Genomic DNA, 13,531 nt, shown 5'->3' on the forward strand with positions numbered 1-13,531 from the left:
GCAGGGTTCCTGTCGGTGCCCTGACCCATACTGTTCGGCATGACAGCCGGTGGGGGGTTCGGGGCAGTTCTGGATCTGTTGGTGCCTGCGGTGTGCGGTGGGTGTGGGGTGCCCGGCACACCGTGGTGCGAAGACTGCGCTGCCGAACTGTCCGATCACCCGATACGACTGTCACCGCGGGTCGATCCGGGTGTGCCGGTGTGGGCGCTGGGGCGTTACGCGGGTGTACGTCGGCGTGCAGTGATCGCGATGAAGGAGCGCGGGCGGCGCGATCTCGCCGGGCACCTGGGGTCCGCGCTCGCGCTTGCTCTGGGGCGTCTGGGTGGTTGGCACGAACTGGATACGTCAGCGCCGCTCGTACTGATACCTGCCCCGTCCAGAGCCCGAGCGGCTCGCAGGCGTGGGGGAGATCCGGTCACCCGAATGGCGGCCGCCGCGGTGGGCGACGAACGGGTGTGTCGTGCGTTGAAGCTGCGGCTCGGGGCACGTGACTCGGTCGGGCTGTCGGCGGCGCAACGAAGGACCAACCTCGGGGGCCGCGTGCGGATCACCGGCCGTGGACATGCGCTCGCGGAGGTCGCCGGTAGTCGGCCAGCTTCCGTGGTGTTCGTGGACGACGTGATGACCACTGGCACGACTGTCACGGAGTCGACCGCCGTGCTCCGAAACGCTGGAATCGAAGTGTCCGCGGCGCTGGTTGTGGCGGGTGTCGGATGAAATTCTGCCGAACAGTGGCACTCCATCAAGTTACGTACTAGCGTCGCGGACACACCCGAAAACACAGGTAGGAGGTGAAACTTCGAACCTGGTGCCGGCGAGCCCTCTCCCGGCACGTGCACAACTTCGCCACCACCCGTTCCGGGTGTGGCCGCTATCGGGAGGTACGAGTGACGACCCCTTCGCAAGCCTCGGTATTCGTCGACGACAGCGCGTCGGATCTGGAGGACAAGGCCGACACGACCAACGCCGAGATCGTCGTCAAAGGGCGCAATGTAGAAATACCGGACCACTTTCGGGTGTATGTCGCCGACAAGTTGTCCCGTCTCGAACGCTTCGACCCTTCCATTTACCACTTCGACGTGGAACTACAACACGAGCGCAATCGACGCCAGGCGAAGAGTTGCCAGCGGGTGGAGATCACGGCGCGAGGTAAGGGGCCCGTGGCCCGAGCGGAAGCCTCTGCCGACAGTTTCTACGCCGCGTTCGAATCGGTGACCGCGAAACTGGAGAGTCGACTCCGGCGCACGAAGGACCGAAAGAAGGTTCATTACGGGGACAAGAGGCCCGTGTCGGTGGCGGAGGCCACCGCCGAGCTCGCGAGCGACGATTCTCTCGGCATATCGCCCGATATCTCGCTCGACGGCTACGAACCGGACGAGCACGCTCCTGGACAGATCGTGCGAACCAAGGAACACACGGCGACGCCGATGACCGTCGACGACGCCCTGTACGAGATGGAACTGGTAGGACACGACTTCTTCCTGTTCCATGACAAGGAATCGGACCGGCCGTCCGTCGTGTATCGGCGGCACGCGTTCGACTACGGATTGATCCGCCTGGCGTGACCTTGTCCGCGGTCCGGCCTACTCGCCCGATCGCGAATACGCCTACCATGGATTCCGGCCGCGGTTCTCGGACCACGGCCGGAATCCATGTGTCATCCATCTGTTGCCGAATTTGAGGACGAACAAGACTGTGCCGTCGTTGTCGCTATCGAAGCTGCTCCGTGTTGGTGAAGGTCGCATGGTCAAGCGGCTCAAGCACATCGCGGACCATGTTGCCTCTCTGTCATCCGAGGTCGAAGGCCTGAGCGATGAGCAGCTGAACGCCAAGACCGCCGAGTTCCAGAAGCGCTACGCGGACGGCGAGAGTCTGGACGAACTGCTCCCCGAGGCGTTCGCCGTCGCACGTGAGGCCTCGTGGCGCGTGCTCGGTCAGAAGCACTTCGAGGTGCAGATCATGGGCGGTGCCGCCCTGCACTTCGGCAACATCGCCGAGATGAAGACCGGTGAGGGCAAGACCCTGACCTGTGTGTTGCCCGCTTACCTCAACGCCATCTCGGGTGACGGCGTTCACGTCGTCACGGTCAACGATTACCTGGCCAAACGTGACTCCGAGTGGATGGGTCGTGTCCACCGCTTCCTCGGGCTCGAGACCAGCGTGATTCTGTCCGGCATGACTCCGGCCGAGCGTCGGACCGCATACGCTGCGGATATCACCTACGGCACCAACAACGAGTTCGGCTTCGACTATCTGCGCGACAACATGACGCATTCGCTCGAGGACCTCGTGCAGCGTGGTCATAACTTCGCGGTGGTGGACGAGGTCGACTCGATCCTCATCGACGAGGCACGTACCCCACTTATCATCTCCGGTCCCGCCGATTCGTCGAGCAAGTGGTACGGCGAGTTCGCTCGTATCGCCCCGCTGCTCAAGCGCGACGTGCACTACGAGGTCGACATCCGTAAGCGCACCGTCGGTGTGCACGAGGCGGGTGTGGAACTCGTCGAGGATCAGCTCGGTATCGACAACCTGTACGAGGCGGCCAACTCTCCGCTGGTGAGCTACCTGAACAACGCCATCAAGGCCAAGGAGCTCTACACCAAGGACAAGGACTACATCGTCCGCAGTGGCGAGGTCATCATCGTCGATGAGTTCACCGGTCGTGTGCTGTCCGGTCGCCGCTACAACGAGGGCATGCACCAGGCGATCGAGGCCAAGGAAAAGGTCGAGATCAAGGCCGAGAACCAGACCTTGGCGACGATCACCCTGCAGAACTACTTCCGTCTCTACGAGAAGCTGTCGGGTATGACGGGTACGGCCGAGACCGAGGCCGCGGAGCTGCACCAGATCTACAGCCTCGGTGTCATTCCGATTCCGACGAACCGTCCGATGATCCGTGTCGACCAGGGCGATCTGATCTACAAGTCGGAAGAGGCCAAGTTCGACGCCGTCGTCGACGATGTCGTGGAGCGGCACGAGAAGGGCCAGCCGGTCCTCATCGGTACGACCAGCGTCGAGCGTTCCGAGTACCTGTCGAAGCAGTTCACCAAGCGTGGTGTTCCGCACAACGTGTTGAACGCGAAGTTCCACGAGCAGGAAGCCACCATCATCGCGGAGGCCGGCCGTTCCGGCGCCGTCACGGTGGCGACCAACATGGCCGGTCGTGGTACCGACGTCGTGCTCGGTGGCAACCCGGACATCATCGCCGACATCGCGCTGCGAAAGCAGGGCCTCGATCCGGTGCAGGCGCCGGACGAGTACGAGGCGGCCTGGGACGACGTACTCGAGAAGATCAAGGCCGAGGTGAAGGACGACGCGGCCTACGTCCGTGAGGCGGGCGGTCTGTACGTGCTGGGCACCGAGCGTCACGAGTCGCGTCGTATCGACAACCAGTTGCGGGGCCGCTCCGGCCGTCAGGGTGATCCGGGCGAATCGCGGTTCTACCTGTCGCTGGGTGACGAGTTGATGCGCCGCTTCAACGGCGCCGCACTCGAATCGATCATGACGCGACTCAACCTGCCCGACGACGTTCCGATCGAGGCCAAGATGGTCTCCAAGGCGATCAAGAGCGCGCAGACGCAGGTCGAACAGCAGAACTTCGAGATCCGCAAGAACGTCCTCAAGTACGACGAGGTGATGAACCAGCAGCGCACGGTCATCTACAAGGAGCGTCGCCAGATCCTCGAGGGTGAGGACATGGAGGGTCAGGTCGAGGAGATGATCACCGACGTCGTCTCCGCTTACGCGGACGGTGCGACGGCCGAGGGTTACCTCGAGGACTGGGACCTCGAGCAGCTGTGGACGGCACTGAAGACCCTGTACCCGGTCGGTCTCGACTACAAGCAGCTCGCGGGGGACAGCGAGGACGGCGAGCTGTCGGATCTTTCGCGAGGCGAGCTCAAGACGCTTCTGCTCGAGGATTCCCACGAGGCGTACCGGCGTCGTGAGGAGGAGATCGACGCGGTCGCAGGTCAGGGATCGATGCGCGAACTCGAACGTCGAGTGCTGTTGTCGGTTCTCGATCGCAAGTGGCGTGAGCACCTCTACGAGATGGATTATCTCAAGGAAGGCATCGGCCTGCGTGCCATGGCACAGCGTGATCCGCTGGTCGAGTACCAGCGTGAGGGCTTCGACATGTTCTCGGCGATGCTCGAGGGACTCAAGGAAGAGTCCGTGGGGTACCTGTTCAATCTTCAGGTGGAGGCGCAGGCCCCGCAGCAGGGCAACGGTGTGAACGTGACTCCGGCGTCGGCGGCCGCAGTCTCGTCCGCGGCTCCGCGACCGCTGCCGACGGAGACGGCAGCCAACTCGAACAACGAGGGTGAGCGGCAGGCTGCACCGGCCGCGCTTCGTGCGAAGGGTCTCGAGAACAGCGAACCGCGTGGTCTCACGTACTCCGGTCCTGCCGAGGACGGCTCGGCTCGGGCCAGCAGAAGGGCGAGCGACGGCAAAGCGGAGCCCGCTCAGCACGGGACTCGCCGGGAACGTCGAGAAGCCGCGCGCGCTCAGGCCAAGGGACGCAAGCGTAAGCGCTGACCCGGTCTTCGGACGCCCCGGTCAGACCAGCTGAAGTTGAGTGATCGTCCACGCGGGATCTGGTCCCGCGTGGACGGTGGTTCGTTCCATTCGGGCGGCATAGGCGAACACCCGGTCGCCGCGCGAATAGGTGCCGAAGATTTCGGCAATGTCGTTGCTCTGCAACTGGACCCGGAGTCTCTGCAGGGTGGCTGCGCCTGCCGAGCCGGTCGATCGCGGACTGCAGGATCGAGCCCGCACGACCTCGATCATGCGGTCGGAGATCATCGGACGTAGTTGGCTGGGACTGCGTCGCCGGTCGAGTACCTCGAGCGCGAGCCGGATCGCGTGATGCGCGAATTGCCGTCCGTCGTCCCGAGATTCCGGCGAAACAGGCACCGGAGAACGGTGGCGTGGTGAGGACCCCGCGTGCGAGGACCGGCGAGCGGGTGACCGTCTCGGCGAACCCGGAACAGCGGCTCGTGTCGTCGCCGTGCGACCGCGGTCCGTCGGGGTCGGCCCCGGGCGGCGGTGCGCGGCGGCTACTCGTGTGCGGGCTGCGCTCGGCGGCGGTTCGCAACTCGGTGCACTGGACAGAAATACGTATGCGTCGGTCATGACGAATCCCCCCGGATGTTGTGAACGATCTCCCTGTTGCCTGTGGCAACATTCGGGGAACATGTTTGCACGGATTCGAATGTCGCGTCGCAGATCGGACAATCGCACCCTAGGGTGAACATCACTTATCGACAGCCGTCCGGCAGTGAGGGGGAAGCACCGCCCATGGCGACGAGACTCACGACGCAGGACGCGTCGTTCTATTACCTGGAAGCAAGCAGTACTCCGATGCATGTCGGATCTCTCGCGATCTTCTCGCAACCGCGTGACGGTCTGGACTACGAGACGCTTCTCGGGGTGGTCGAGTCTCGTTTGAGTCTGGTGCCGCGCTATCGGCAGAAGGTGCGCGAGGTCGCTTTCGGGCTGGCCCGGCCGGTGTGGGTCGACGACCAGGAATTCGACATCGAGTACCACGTTCGGAGATCCGCTCTGCCGAAGCCGGGTTCGGACGCGCAACTGCACGACTTGATCGCCAGGCTCACTTCCCGCCCACTCGACAACTCGCGTCCGCTGTGGGAGATGTATCTGATCGAGGGGCTGGCCGACGACAGGGTCGCGATCTTCACCAAATCGCACTCTTCGCTGGTGGATGGGGAAGAGGCGCTCGAGATCGGCCAGGTGATCCTCGATACCGAGCCGGCGGGCCGTGCGGTGCCGGAAGAACTGTGGATGCCCAGCCCGGAGCCGAGTCGATCGACTCTCATCGCCGGTGCGCTCGGCGACCTGGTGGTCAGTCCTCGGGACGGGGTCGCGAGCCTGCGAACGACGTTGGGTGACATGGTTTCCACGGCAGAAGACAGCGTCCGCGCCGTCGGCCGATTCGCTGCGGCGGTACGTTCGGCCACGCAGGTGGCCCCGTCGAATCCGCTGAATGCTCCGATCTCGCGGAACCGCCGATTCTCCGTCGTCAGGACCGATCTCGCAGATTACCGCGAGATTCGCGCGAAGTACGGGTGCGAGGTCAACGACGTGATCCTCGCGGTCGTGTCAGGGGCGTTGCGGTACTGGTTGCTCTCGCGCGGTGAACCGGTGTCCGAGTCGACGACCGTCCGTGCAATGGTTCCGATGTCCGTGTATGCGGAGCCGGACTGCGATCCCGATCTGGGTGTCCAGCGCGGCGACTGGTCCGATCCGCGCAGCATGGTCTGGTCGTTCCTGATCGACTTGCCGGTCGGGGAGGGCAACGCGGCTGTGCGACTATCGCACGTCGCGCACGCGACCGAGGCGCAGGCGCGCCAGACCCAGCGGGTCACTGCCCAGACACTCGTGCGTTTGTCGGGGTTCGCCCCCGCCACCCTGCATGCCATGAGCGCACGTGCGGCGAGCAGTTTCTCACAGCGCATGTTCAATCTCATGATCACCAATGCACCCGGTCCGCAGGTGCCGCTGTATGTGGCGGGTGCGCGGATGCTGGAGATGTACCCGGTGTCGCCGCTGCTGAAGAATCAGGCTTTGAGTATTGCGCTCACGTCGTACGACGGCAACGTCTACTACGGTTTGAACGCGGACCGCGATGCGATGGCAGATGTGGACGTCATGGCATCGCTGCTCTACGAATCTCTCGAAGAGTTGCTGGACGCCTGCCGGTGACGACGGAGCGAAGAAGGGCACAGGACACATGACGAGGGTGTACATCCCGGCCACCATCGAGATCCTCCAGCGCCTCGTGGCAGACGAGGAGGTGGACCCGATGAGTCGTACGGCGTTCGCGGTGACCGCCGCGCTGCGCGAGGCGTACTCGTCCGGAGACGACGAGGAGTTGGCCGAGGTCGCGATCGCGGAGGCTGCGCGCGCCTCGCTTCGCCTCATCGCTGGAAGAGTCGCGGAGGGTGCCGAGGTGTTTCACCGCCGTGCCGTGATTGCCGCAGACGTGGACGACGTCACGCCACGACCCGATCTCGACGATGCCGTGGTCCGATTGCCCGCACCTGTGAAGCTGGCCCGAGTGGCGTCGGTGCATGTCGATCTCGCGGAGGCCGAGCCGGACGTCGAGCGCGCGGTCGCCGCGGTGGACGAGGCGGATCTGGGGGACCAGGACGCGGAGTTCGTGCTCGGTGACGCGGAGGACCATGTCCTCGCCTGGTACGCGACGCAGGAACTTCCTTTCCTCGTCGAACTCATGTGATCGCGGCCCGCAGGCCGATGGTCGCGGGTGCCGCATCGCCGGAACCTACGGTATCGTAAGTTCGTCGCTTACGGACCCGTGGGCGGTCGGAGGTATGTGGAGGTCGAATGGGTCTGAAGGACTGGATCGAGGCGCCCGCGACAGCGGTCGTTCCGGCAACACGGTCGAAGCTCAACTGGTTGCGTGGTGCCACCGCACGGTTGACCACGCCTCTGTTGCCTGACGACTATCTGCATCTGGCGAACCCACTGTGGTCGGCAAGGGAACTGCGCGGAAGAATCGTCGATGTCCGTTCGGAGACTTCGGATTCGGCGACGATCGTGATCAAGCCCGGGTGGGGTTTCGACTTCGATTACGCGCCCGGCCAGTACGTCGGAATCGGTCTGCACATCGATGGCAGATGGCACTGGCGGTCCTACTCGCTCACCTCTCCTCCCAACTGGGACGACAAGAGGATCTCGATCGCGGTCAAGGCGATGCCGGAAGGCTTCCTGTCCGCGCATCTGGTCAACGGTGTGCCGTCGGGCACGATCGTCCGGTTGGCGACCCCGAGTGGGAACTTCGCGCTTCCCGACCCGCCTCCGGAACGCATTCTCTTCCTGACCGCGGGCAGCGGTGTCACCCCGATCATGGCGATGCTGCGAACTCTGAGCCGGCGTGGTCGACGCCCGGACGTGCTGCACGTGCACTCTGCTCGCACGGAGTCCGAGGTGATGTTCGGTGACGAACTGAAGGCGCTGGCGGACGATCACCCCGAGTTCCGGTCGCACATTCAGCTCACTCGCAGCCAGGGTAAGTTCGCGCTGTCCTCGCTGGACGAGTTGTGCCCCGATTGGCGCGAGCGCACCACGTGGGCTTGCGGTCCACTTCCGATGCTCGACGAGATCGAACGGCGGTGGCAGGACGAAGGTATTACGGACAAACTGAACCTCGAGCGGTTCGCGGTGTCGCGTGCGGACACGTCCGGCAAGGGCGGGACGGTGACGTTCGAGAAGTCGGGTAAGACCGTGACCGTCGACGGTGCCACCACCTTGTTGGAGGCAGGCGAGGGAGCCGGTGCGCTGATGCCGTTCGGTTGCCGGATGGGAATCTGCCAAACCTGTGTCGTTCCCGTGCTGTCGGGTCACGCCATCGATCTGCGCAACGGTAAGGAGCACGCCGAAGGTGACCGCGTGCAGACCTGCGTTTCGGCTGCGGCCGGTGACTGCACGCTGGATGCCTGACAGCCCCCGTTCATCTTGATCGGCTATTTTCGAGTTTTCGGATACACGGAGGATCCCGGTGGCAATTACCGACATCAAAGAGTTCGCTCATCTCAGCGAGGCGGACATCGAGTCGCTGGGTAGGGAGCTGGATTCGATCCGGCTCGAGGTCGAGGAATCACGCGGTCTACGGGATTCTCGCTACATTCGCCGGACCATCCGCATGCAGCGGGCACTCGAACTCGGTGGTCGTGCTGTTCTCTTCGGGAGCAAGTACCGGCCGGCCTGGGTGGTCGGCACGGCGATGCTGTCGTTGTCGAAGATCATCGAGAACATGGAGCTCGGGCACAACGTGATGCACGGGCAGTGGGACTGGATGAACGATCCCGAGATCCACTCGATGTCGTGGGAGTGGGACCAGACCGGACCATCCGATCATTGGAAGCGTGCGCACAACTATTCGCACCACACCTACACGAACATCGTGGGCATGGACGACGACGTCGGATTCGGTATCTTGCGGATGACTCGTGACGAACCGTGGAAACCGGTCAATCTGTTGCAGCCACTCGCGAACATACTGCTCGCGGCTACTTTCGAGTGGGGGATCGCGCTCCACGATCTGAAGTTCGCCAACGAGCTCGAAGGCGTGCCACCTGGAACGTTGAATTCGCGCAGCAACAAGGAGTTCGCGGCCAAGATCTTCCGGCAGGTCGGTAAGGACTTCGTTCTGTATCCGGCACTGACCGGACCGGCGTGGAAGAGCACACTGACGGCGAACACGACTGCGAACCTGGTGCGAAACCTGTGGGCGTACGTCGTGATCTTCTGTGGTCACTTTCCCGACGGTGCCGAGAAGTTCACCGAGGCGGAGTTCGAGAACGAGACCCGGCACGAGTGGTATCTACGGCAGATGCTGGGTAGCGCGAATTTCGATTCCGGTCGTGTCATCGGCTTTATGTCGGGGAACCTGAGCTACCAGATCGAGCATCACGTATTTCCGGACCTGCCCAGTAACCGGTATCCGGAGATCGCTGTGCGGGTGCGCGAACTGTGCCACAAGTACGACCTCCCGTACACGACAGGTTCACTGGCGAAGCAGTACCTGCTGGCGCTTCGCACGATCCACAAGTTGGCCCTGCCGGACAGTTGGCTACGGGCGACCGCGGACGACGCGCCGGAGACCTCTTCCGAGCGAAAGTTCCGGGATGCAGGTGCGGCGATGGTCGAGACTCTGCGGACCGACCCGGTCACGGGGGAGCGGCGTGGGCTTCTGTCCGCCCTTCGCGCCCGTGCCGAGCAGCGGGTTTCACGCCACAAAAAGTGAGATGGTTCACACCTACGCCTCCGTAACCTACGGAACCGTAAGTTGGGATATTGTGAGTGTCGCCCGCGGACGCCGTACCTCGGCTTCGAGTGTGGATGACGGGCGCGAACTATCGATACTTCGGGAGGGAGATCCCCGGTGGCCATTGCCGATGTCAAGGAATACGCGCACCTCACGGAATCGGACGTGGAGGCGCTCGGGCGTGAACTCGACGCCATCAGACGTGACGTCGAGGCCTCGCGTGGGGAGCGCGATGCTCGGTACGTCCGGAACACGATTCGGCTGCAGCGCAGTCTCGAGGTGGGCGGACGCGTGGTGCTGTTCGCGAGTCGGCGCCGGCCGGCGTGGTGGGCCGGAGCCGGCATGCTCGGGATGGCGAAAATCATCGAGAACATGGAGCTCGGGCACAACGTGATGCACGGGCAGTGGGACTGGATGAACGACCCCGAGATCCACTCGACCTCCTGGGAATGGGACAACACCGGGCCGTCGGCGCACTGGAAGCAGACCCACAACTACCTTCATCACAAGTACACGAACGTTCTCGGCATGGACGACGACGTCGGATACGGACTCCTGCGCGTCACGCGTGACCAGCGCTGGAAGCCTTTCAATGCAGGCAATCTGGTCTACAACACGCTCCTTGCACTGATGTTCCAGTACGGCGTTGCGGTGCAGCACCTCGAACTCGGCAAGGCGCTCAAGGGGCGGGTGCCGAAAGCGGAAACGCAGCGCAAGTTGCGCGAGGTCGGCGAAAAGATCGGTAAGCAGGTCCTCAAGGACTACGTCGTTCACCCCGCCGTGACGGGCCCTGCTTGGAAGAGCACCCTCACCGCGAACCTGCTCGCCAACGTCATTCGCAACGTGTGGACCAACGCCATCATCTTCTGTGGACATTTCCCGGATGGCGCCGAGAAGTTCACGAAGGCGGACATCGACAAGGAAACGCAGGCCGAGTGGTACCTCCGCCAGATGCTCGGAAGCGCGAACATCACGGGCAGCAGGGCGATGGACTTCATGTCCGGAAATCTCAGCTACCAGATCGAGCACCACGTGTTCCCGGACCTTCCCAGCAATCGGTATGCCGAGATCGCAGTCAGGGTTCGTGAGCTGTGCGACAAGTACGACCTGCCGTACACGACAGGTCCGTTCCTGATTCAGTACGGCAAGTCGTGGCGCACCATCGCGAAACTATCGCTGCCGAACAAGTATCTGAAAGCAACGGCGGACGACGCTCCGGAGACCGCTTCGGAACGCAGGTTCGGCGGCAACACCACCGCTCTCGTCGATCCCGAGACCGGTAAGCGCAGCGGCCTGCGCACCGCGATCGGCCGGTCACGTAGGCGGCGGGGTGTTCGGTCGTCGATCGCTCGATGATCCCCGCCGTGGGCGTCGCCCGTCGATACTCACCAGGTTTCGTTCGAGCTGATCGCTTCCAGTAGGTGGCGGACGGCGCCGACACGGCGGGCAGACTTGCCTTCCAGCTCGTCCAGCGCGCATTCCGGGTCGGCCGGCGGGCCCAGATGCGTGCACCCACGAGGACAGTTCTGTACGGCCTCGGCGAGATCCGAGAACGCAGCCACCACGTCCTCCGGGGAAATGTGGGCGAGTCCGAACGAGCGAATACCCGGTGTGTCTATCACCCAGCCCGCGCGCGGCAGGTGAAGGGCGACCGATTGCGTCGACGTGTGTCGGCCCTTGCCCACCCCGGACACCAGGCCGACGGCTCGATCTGCTTCCGGCACAAGGCGGTTGACGAGTGTCGACTTGCCCACTCCGGAGTGGCCGATGAGGGCGGTGAGTTCGCCGGCGAGCATCGTCTCGACGTCGTCGATCGGGTCCTCCCTTCCGGCGACGACCACCGGGACGTCGAGGTCTGCGAACGCCGCCGTGAACTCTTCGGGCGACGCCAGGTCGCTCTTGGTCAGGCACAGAATCGGGCGCAGCCCCCCGACATAGGCGGCGACGAGTGCACGTTCGACGAAACCCGTGCGCGGTGGGGGATCGGCGAGCGCCACGACGATGAGAAGCTGTGCGGCATTGGCCACGACGATCCGCTCGTAGGGGTCGGTGTCGTCCGCAGTTCGTCGGAGAACCGTGGAACGGTCCGCGACACGAACGATTCGTGCCAGCGTGTCCGGCTTGCCGGACAGGTCGCCGACCACGTCCACCCTGTCACCGACGACGATCGGTGTGCGGCCCAGTTCGCGGGCCCGCATGGTGACGACCGGCCTTTCCGGGTCGCCGCCGAGGACGCACCCCCAGCGGCCGCGGTCCACGGACACGACCATCGCCGACTCCGCGCTCCGGTGCTCCGGCCGCGTCTTGGTACGGGGGCGAGTGCCCTTGCCCGGCCGTACCCGGACATCGGACTCGTCGTACCGCCGCCGGCTCAGCGGTTCGCCTTCCGCTCGACCGCCGGGTGTTCGGGCAGCACATCCATCCAGAGCATCTCGAACCCGGGCAACGTCTTCGCGGTGGTTCCGATGTCTTCGACCTGCACGCCCTCGACCCTCAGGCCGATGATCGCGCCCGCCGTGGCCATGCGGTGGTCGGCGTAGGACCGCCACACACCGCCGTGGAGCTCGGTGGGAGTGATCACCAGGCCGTCGTCCGTCTCCACCGCTGTTCCGCCGAGGCCTTCGATCTCCGAGGACAGTGCGGCGAGGCGGTCGGTCTCGTGACCGCGCAGGTGTGCGATTCCCCGTAGGTGGGAGGGGCTGTCGGCAAGCGCCGCGAGCGCGGCCACGGTCGGGGTCAGTTCACCCACGTCGTGGAGATCGATGTCGATTCCTCGCAGGGTCCGTGGACCCTCGACGGTCAGGACGGAGTCGGACAGGACGACGTCGGCACCCATCCGCTCCAGGATGTCGCGGATCGCGTCGCCCGGTTGAGTCGTCGTGGCGGGCCAATGCGGGATTCGGATGCGCCCCCCGGTAACCGCAGCGGCGGCGAGGAACGGCGTCGCGTTCGAGAGGTCGGGCTCGATGACCCGGTCCACTGCGCGAATCGGCCCTGGTGCGACGTTCCACGTGTTCGCCTCCGCGCCGTCCTGCGGTGTCCTCACCGTGACGCCCGACTCGCGCAGCATCTCGACGGTCATGTCGATGTGCGGCATGGATGGCACAGCCTTGCCGTCGTGGTGAACGGTGACTCCGTTGTCGAATGCCGCTGCGGACAAGAGCAATCCGGAGACGAACTGGGAGGACCCGGATGCGTCGATGGTCACCACGCCGCCCCGCAGGGCGCCCCGCCCGCGGACGGTGAAGGGCAGGGAGCTGCCCTCGACGTCGGCTCCCAGTCCACGGAGAGCGTCGAGGATCGTGTCGAGTGGACGCTTTCTCGCCTGCTCGTCACCGTCGAAGGCGACGTCACCGGACGCCAGGGCCGCAAGAGGAGGGGCGAACCGCATGACCGTGCCGGCCAGACCGCAATCGACGGTGCCGCCGTGGAGTTCGGCGGGTACGACTTCGACCGTGGTGCCCTCGCCGGTCACGACGACGCCCACCGCGCGAAGCGCTTCGATCATGAGGTCGGTGTCGCGGCTGCGCAACGTACCTGTGATGGTCGAGGGACCGTCGGCGAGCGCAGCGAGTACCAGAGCGCGATTGGTGATCGACTTGGATCCGGGAAGCGCGACGGTCGAATTGACGGGCGAATGTGCGCGGGGGGCGTTCCACAGGGTCTCGGTCACGGGTCCATCTTCCCTCATGCCGTTCGGATGTCGCAGGTGCGTGCCAT

11 protein-coding genes are annotated in these 13,531 nt (G+C 64.4%); 8 read left to right on the forward strand and 3 right to left on the reverse strand.

All coding sequences use genetic code 11. The annotated features are described in order from the left end of the window. The first annotated feature begins 39 nt into the window (after positions 1 to 39). The 3 genes from ACFWO3_RS02470 (at position 40) to secA (ending at position 4,539) form a co-directional block, all read left to right on the forward strand. Complete coding sequence (locus tag ACFWO3_RS02470; RefSeq protein ID WP_378573325.1) at positions 40 to 717, forward strand: ComF family protein; 678 nt, start codon at positions 40 to 42, stop codon at positions 715 to 717. 170 nt (positions 718 to 887) lie between these two features. Next, a complete protein-coding gene (hpf, locus tag ACFWO3_RS02475; RefSeq protein ID WP_378573327.1) occupies positions 888 to 1,565 on the forward strand; it encodes a ribosome hibernation-promoting factor, HPF/YfiA family in 678 nt (225 codons plus the stop codon). 130 nt (positions 1,566 to 1,695) lie between these two features. Continuing rightward, positions 1,696 to 4,539, forward strand: coding sequence for a preprotein translocase subunit SecA (gene secA / locus ACFWO3_RS02480; protein WP_378573329.1), 2,844 nt, complete (start codon positions 1,696 to 1,698; stop codon positions 4,537 to 4,539). Positions 4,540 to 4,560: 21 nt separating this feature from the next. Here the strand turns inward: secA and ACFWO3_RS02485 are convergent, their stop codons facing one another. Then, a complete protein-coding gene (locus tag ACFWO3_RS02485; protein WP_378573331.1) occupies positions 4,561 to 4,917 on the reverse strand; it encodes an Rv3235 family protein in 357 nt (118 codons plus the stop codon). A 384-nt stretch (positions 4,918 to 5,301) separates the two neighbouring features. On the opposite strand from ACFWO3_RS02485, the gene ACFWO3_RS02490 reads away from it, so the two are divergent. The 5 genes from ACFWO3_RS02490 (at position 5,302) to ACFWO3_RS02510 (ending at position 11,167) form a co-directional block, all read left to right on the forward strand. Next, positions 5,302 to 6,726 (forward strand): wax ester/triacylglycerol synthase family O-acyltransferase, encoded by a 1,425-nt coding sequence (locus ACFWO3_RS02490; protein WP_378573333.1) that lies wholly within the window; start codon positions 5,302 to 5,304, stop codon positions 6,724 to 6,726. Between the two features lie 28 nt (positions 6,727 to 6,754). Next, the gene (locus ACFWO3_RS02495) at positions 6,755 to 7,261 is read left to right on the forward strand and encodes a DUF6912 family protein (protein WP_378573335.1); all 507 of its coding nucleotides are present in this window, start codon (positions 6,755 to 6,757) and stop codon (positions 7,259 to 7,261) included. Positions 7,262 to 7,368: 107 nt separating this feature from the next. Beyond that, positions 7,369 to 8,484, forward strand: a complete 1,116-nt coding sequence (locus ACFWO3_RS02500; RefSeq protein ID WP_378573337.1) for a ferredoxin reductase — start codon at positions 7,369 to 7,371, stop codon at positions 8,482 to 8,484. A gap of 58 nt (positions 8,485 to 8,542) precedes the next feature. Then, on the forward strand, positions 8,543 to 9,790 hold the full coding sequence (locus ACFWO3_RS02505) for a fatty acid desaturase family protein (protein ID WP_378573339.1): 1,248 nt from the start codon (positions 8,543 to 8,545) through the stop codon (positions 9,788 to 9,790). A gap of 138 nt (positions 9,791 to 9,928) precedes the next feature. Next, the gene (locus ACFWO3_RS02510; RefSeq protein ID WP_378573341.1) at positions 9,929 to 11,167 is read left to right on the forward strand and encodes a fatty acid desaturase family protein; all 1,239 of its coding nucleotides are present in this window, start codon (positions 9,929 to 9,931) and stop codon (positions 11,165 to 11,167) included. Positions 11,168 to 11,196: 29 nt separating this feature from the next. Here ACFWO3_RS02510 and rsgA read toward each other — a convergent pair whose 3' ends face one another. After that, positions 11,197 to 12,186, reverse strand: a complete 990-nt coding sequence (gene rsgA, locus ACFWO3_RS02515) for a ribosome small subunit-dependent GTPase A (protein WP_378573986.1) — start codon at positions 12,184 to 12,186, stop codon at positions 11,197 to 11,199. Next, positions 12,183 to 13,502 (reverse strand): 3-phosphoshikimate 1-carboxyvinyltransferase, encoded by a 1,320-nt coding sequence (gene aroA, locus ACFWO3_RS02520; protein ID WP_378573343.1) that lies wholly within the window; start codon positions 13,500 to 13,502, stop codon positions 12,183 to 12,185. The genes rsgA and aroA overlap by 4 nt, the downstream gene beginning before the upstream one ends. Positions 13,503 to 13,531: the final 29 nt, after the last annotated feature.

It is taken from the genome of Rhodococcus sp. NPDC058521 (assembly GCF_042719695.1).
GTDB lineage: Bacteria > Actinomycetota > Actinomycetes > Mycobacteriales > Mycobacteriaceae > Rhodococcus_F.

Coding starts and splice junctions, on each gene's coding strand:
- ACFWO3_RS02470 (WP_378573325.1), top strand. CDS start 40: ATGACAGCCGGTGGGGGGTTCGGGGCAGTTCTGGATCTGTTGGTGCCT.
- ACFWO3_RS02490 (WP_378573333.1), top strand. CDS start 5,302: ATGGCGACGAGACTCACGACGCAGGACGCGTCGTTCTATTACCTGGAA.
- ACFWO3_RS02495 (WP_378573335.1), top strand. CDS start 6,755: ATGACGAGGGTGTACATCCCGGCCACCATCGAGATCCTCCAGCGCCTC.
- ACFWO3_RS02500 (WP_378573337.1), top strand. CDS start 7,369: ATGGGTCTGAAGGACTGGATCGAGGCGCCCGCGACAGCGGTCGTTCCG.
- aroA (WP_378573343.1), bottom strand. CDS start 13,502: ATGAGGGAAGATGGACCCGTGACCGAGACCCTGTGGAACGCCCCCCGC.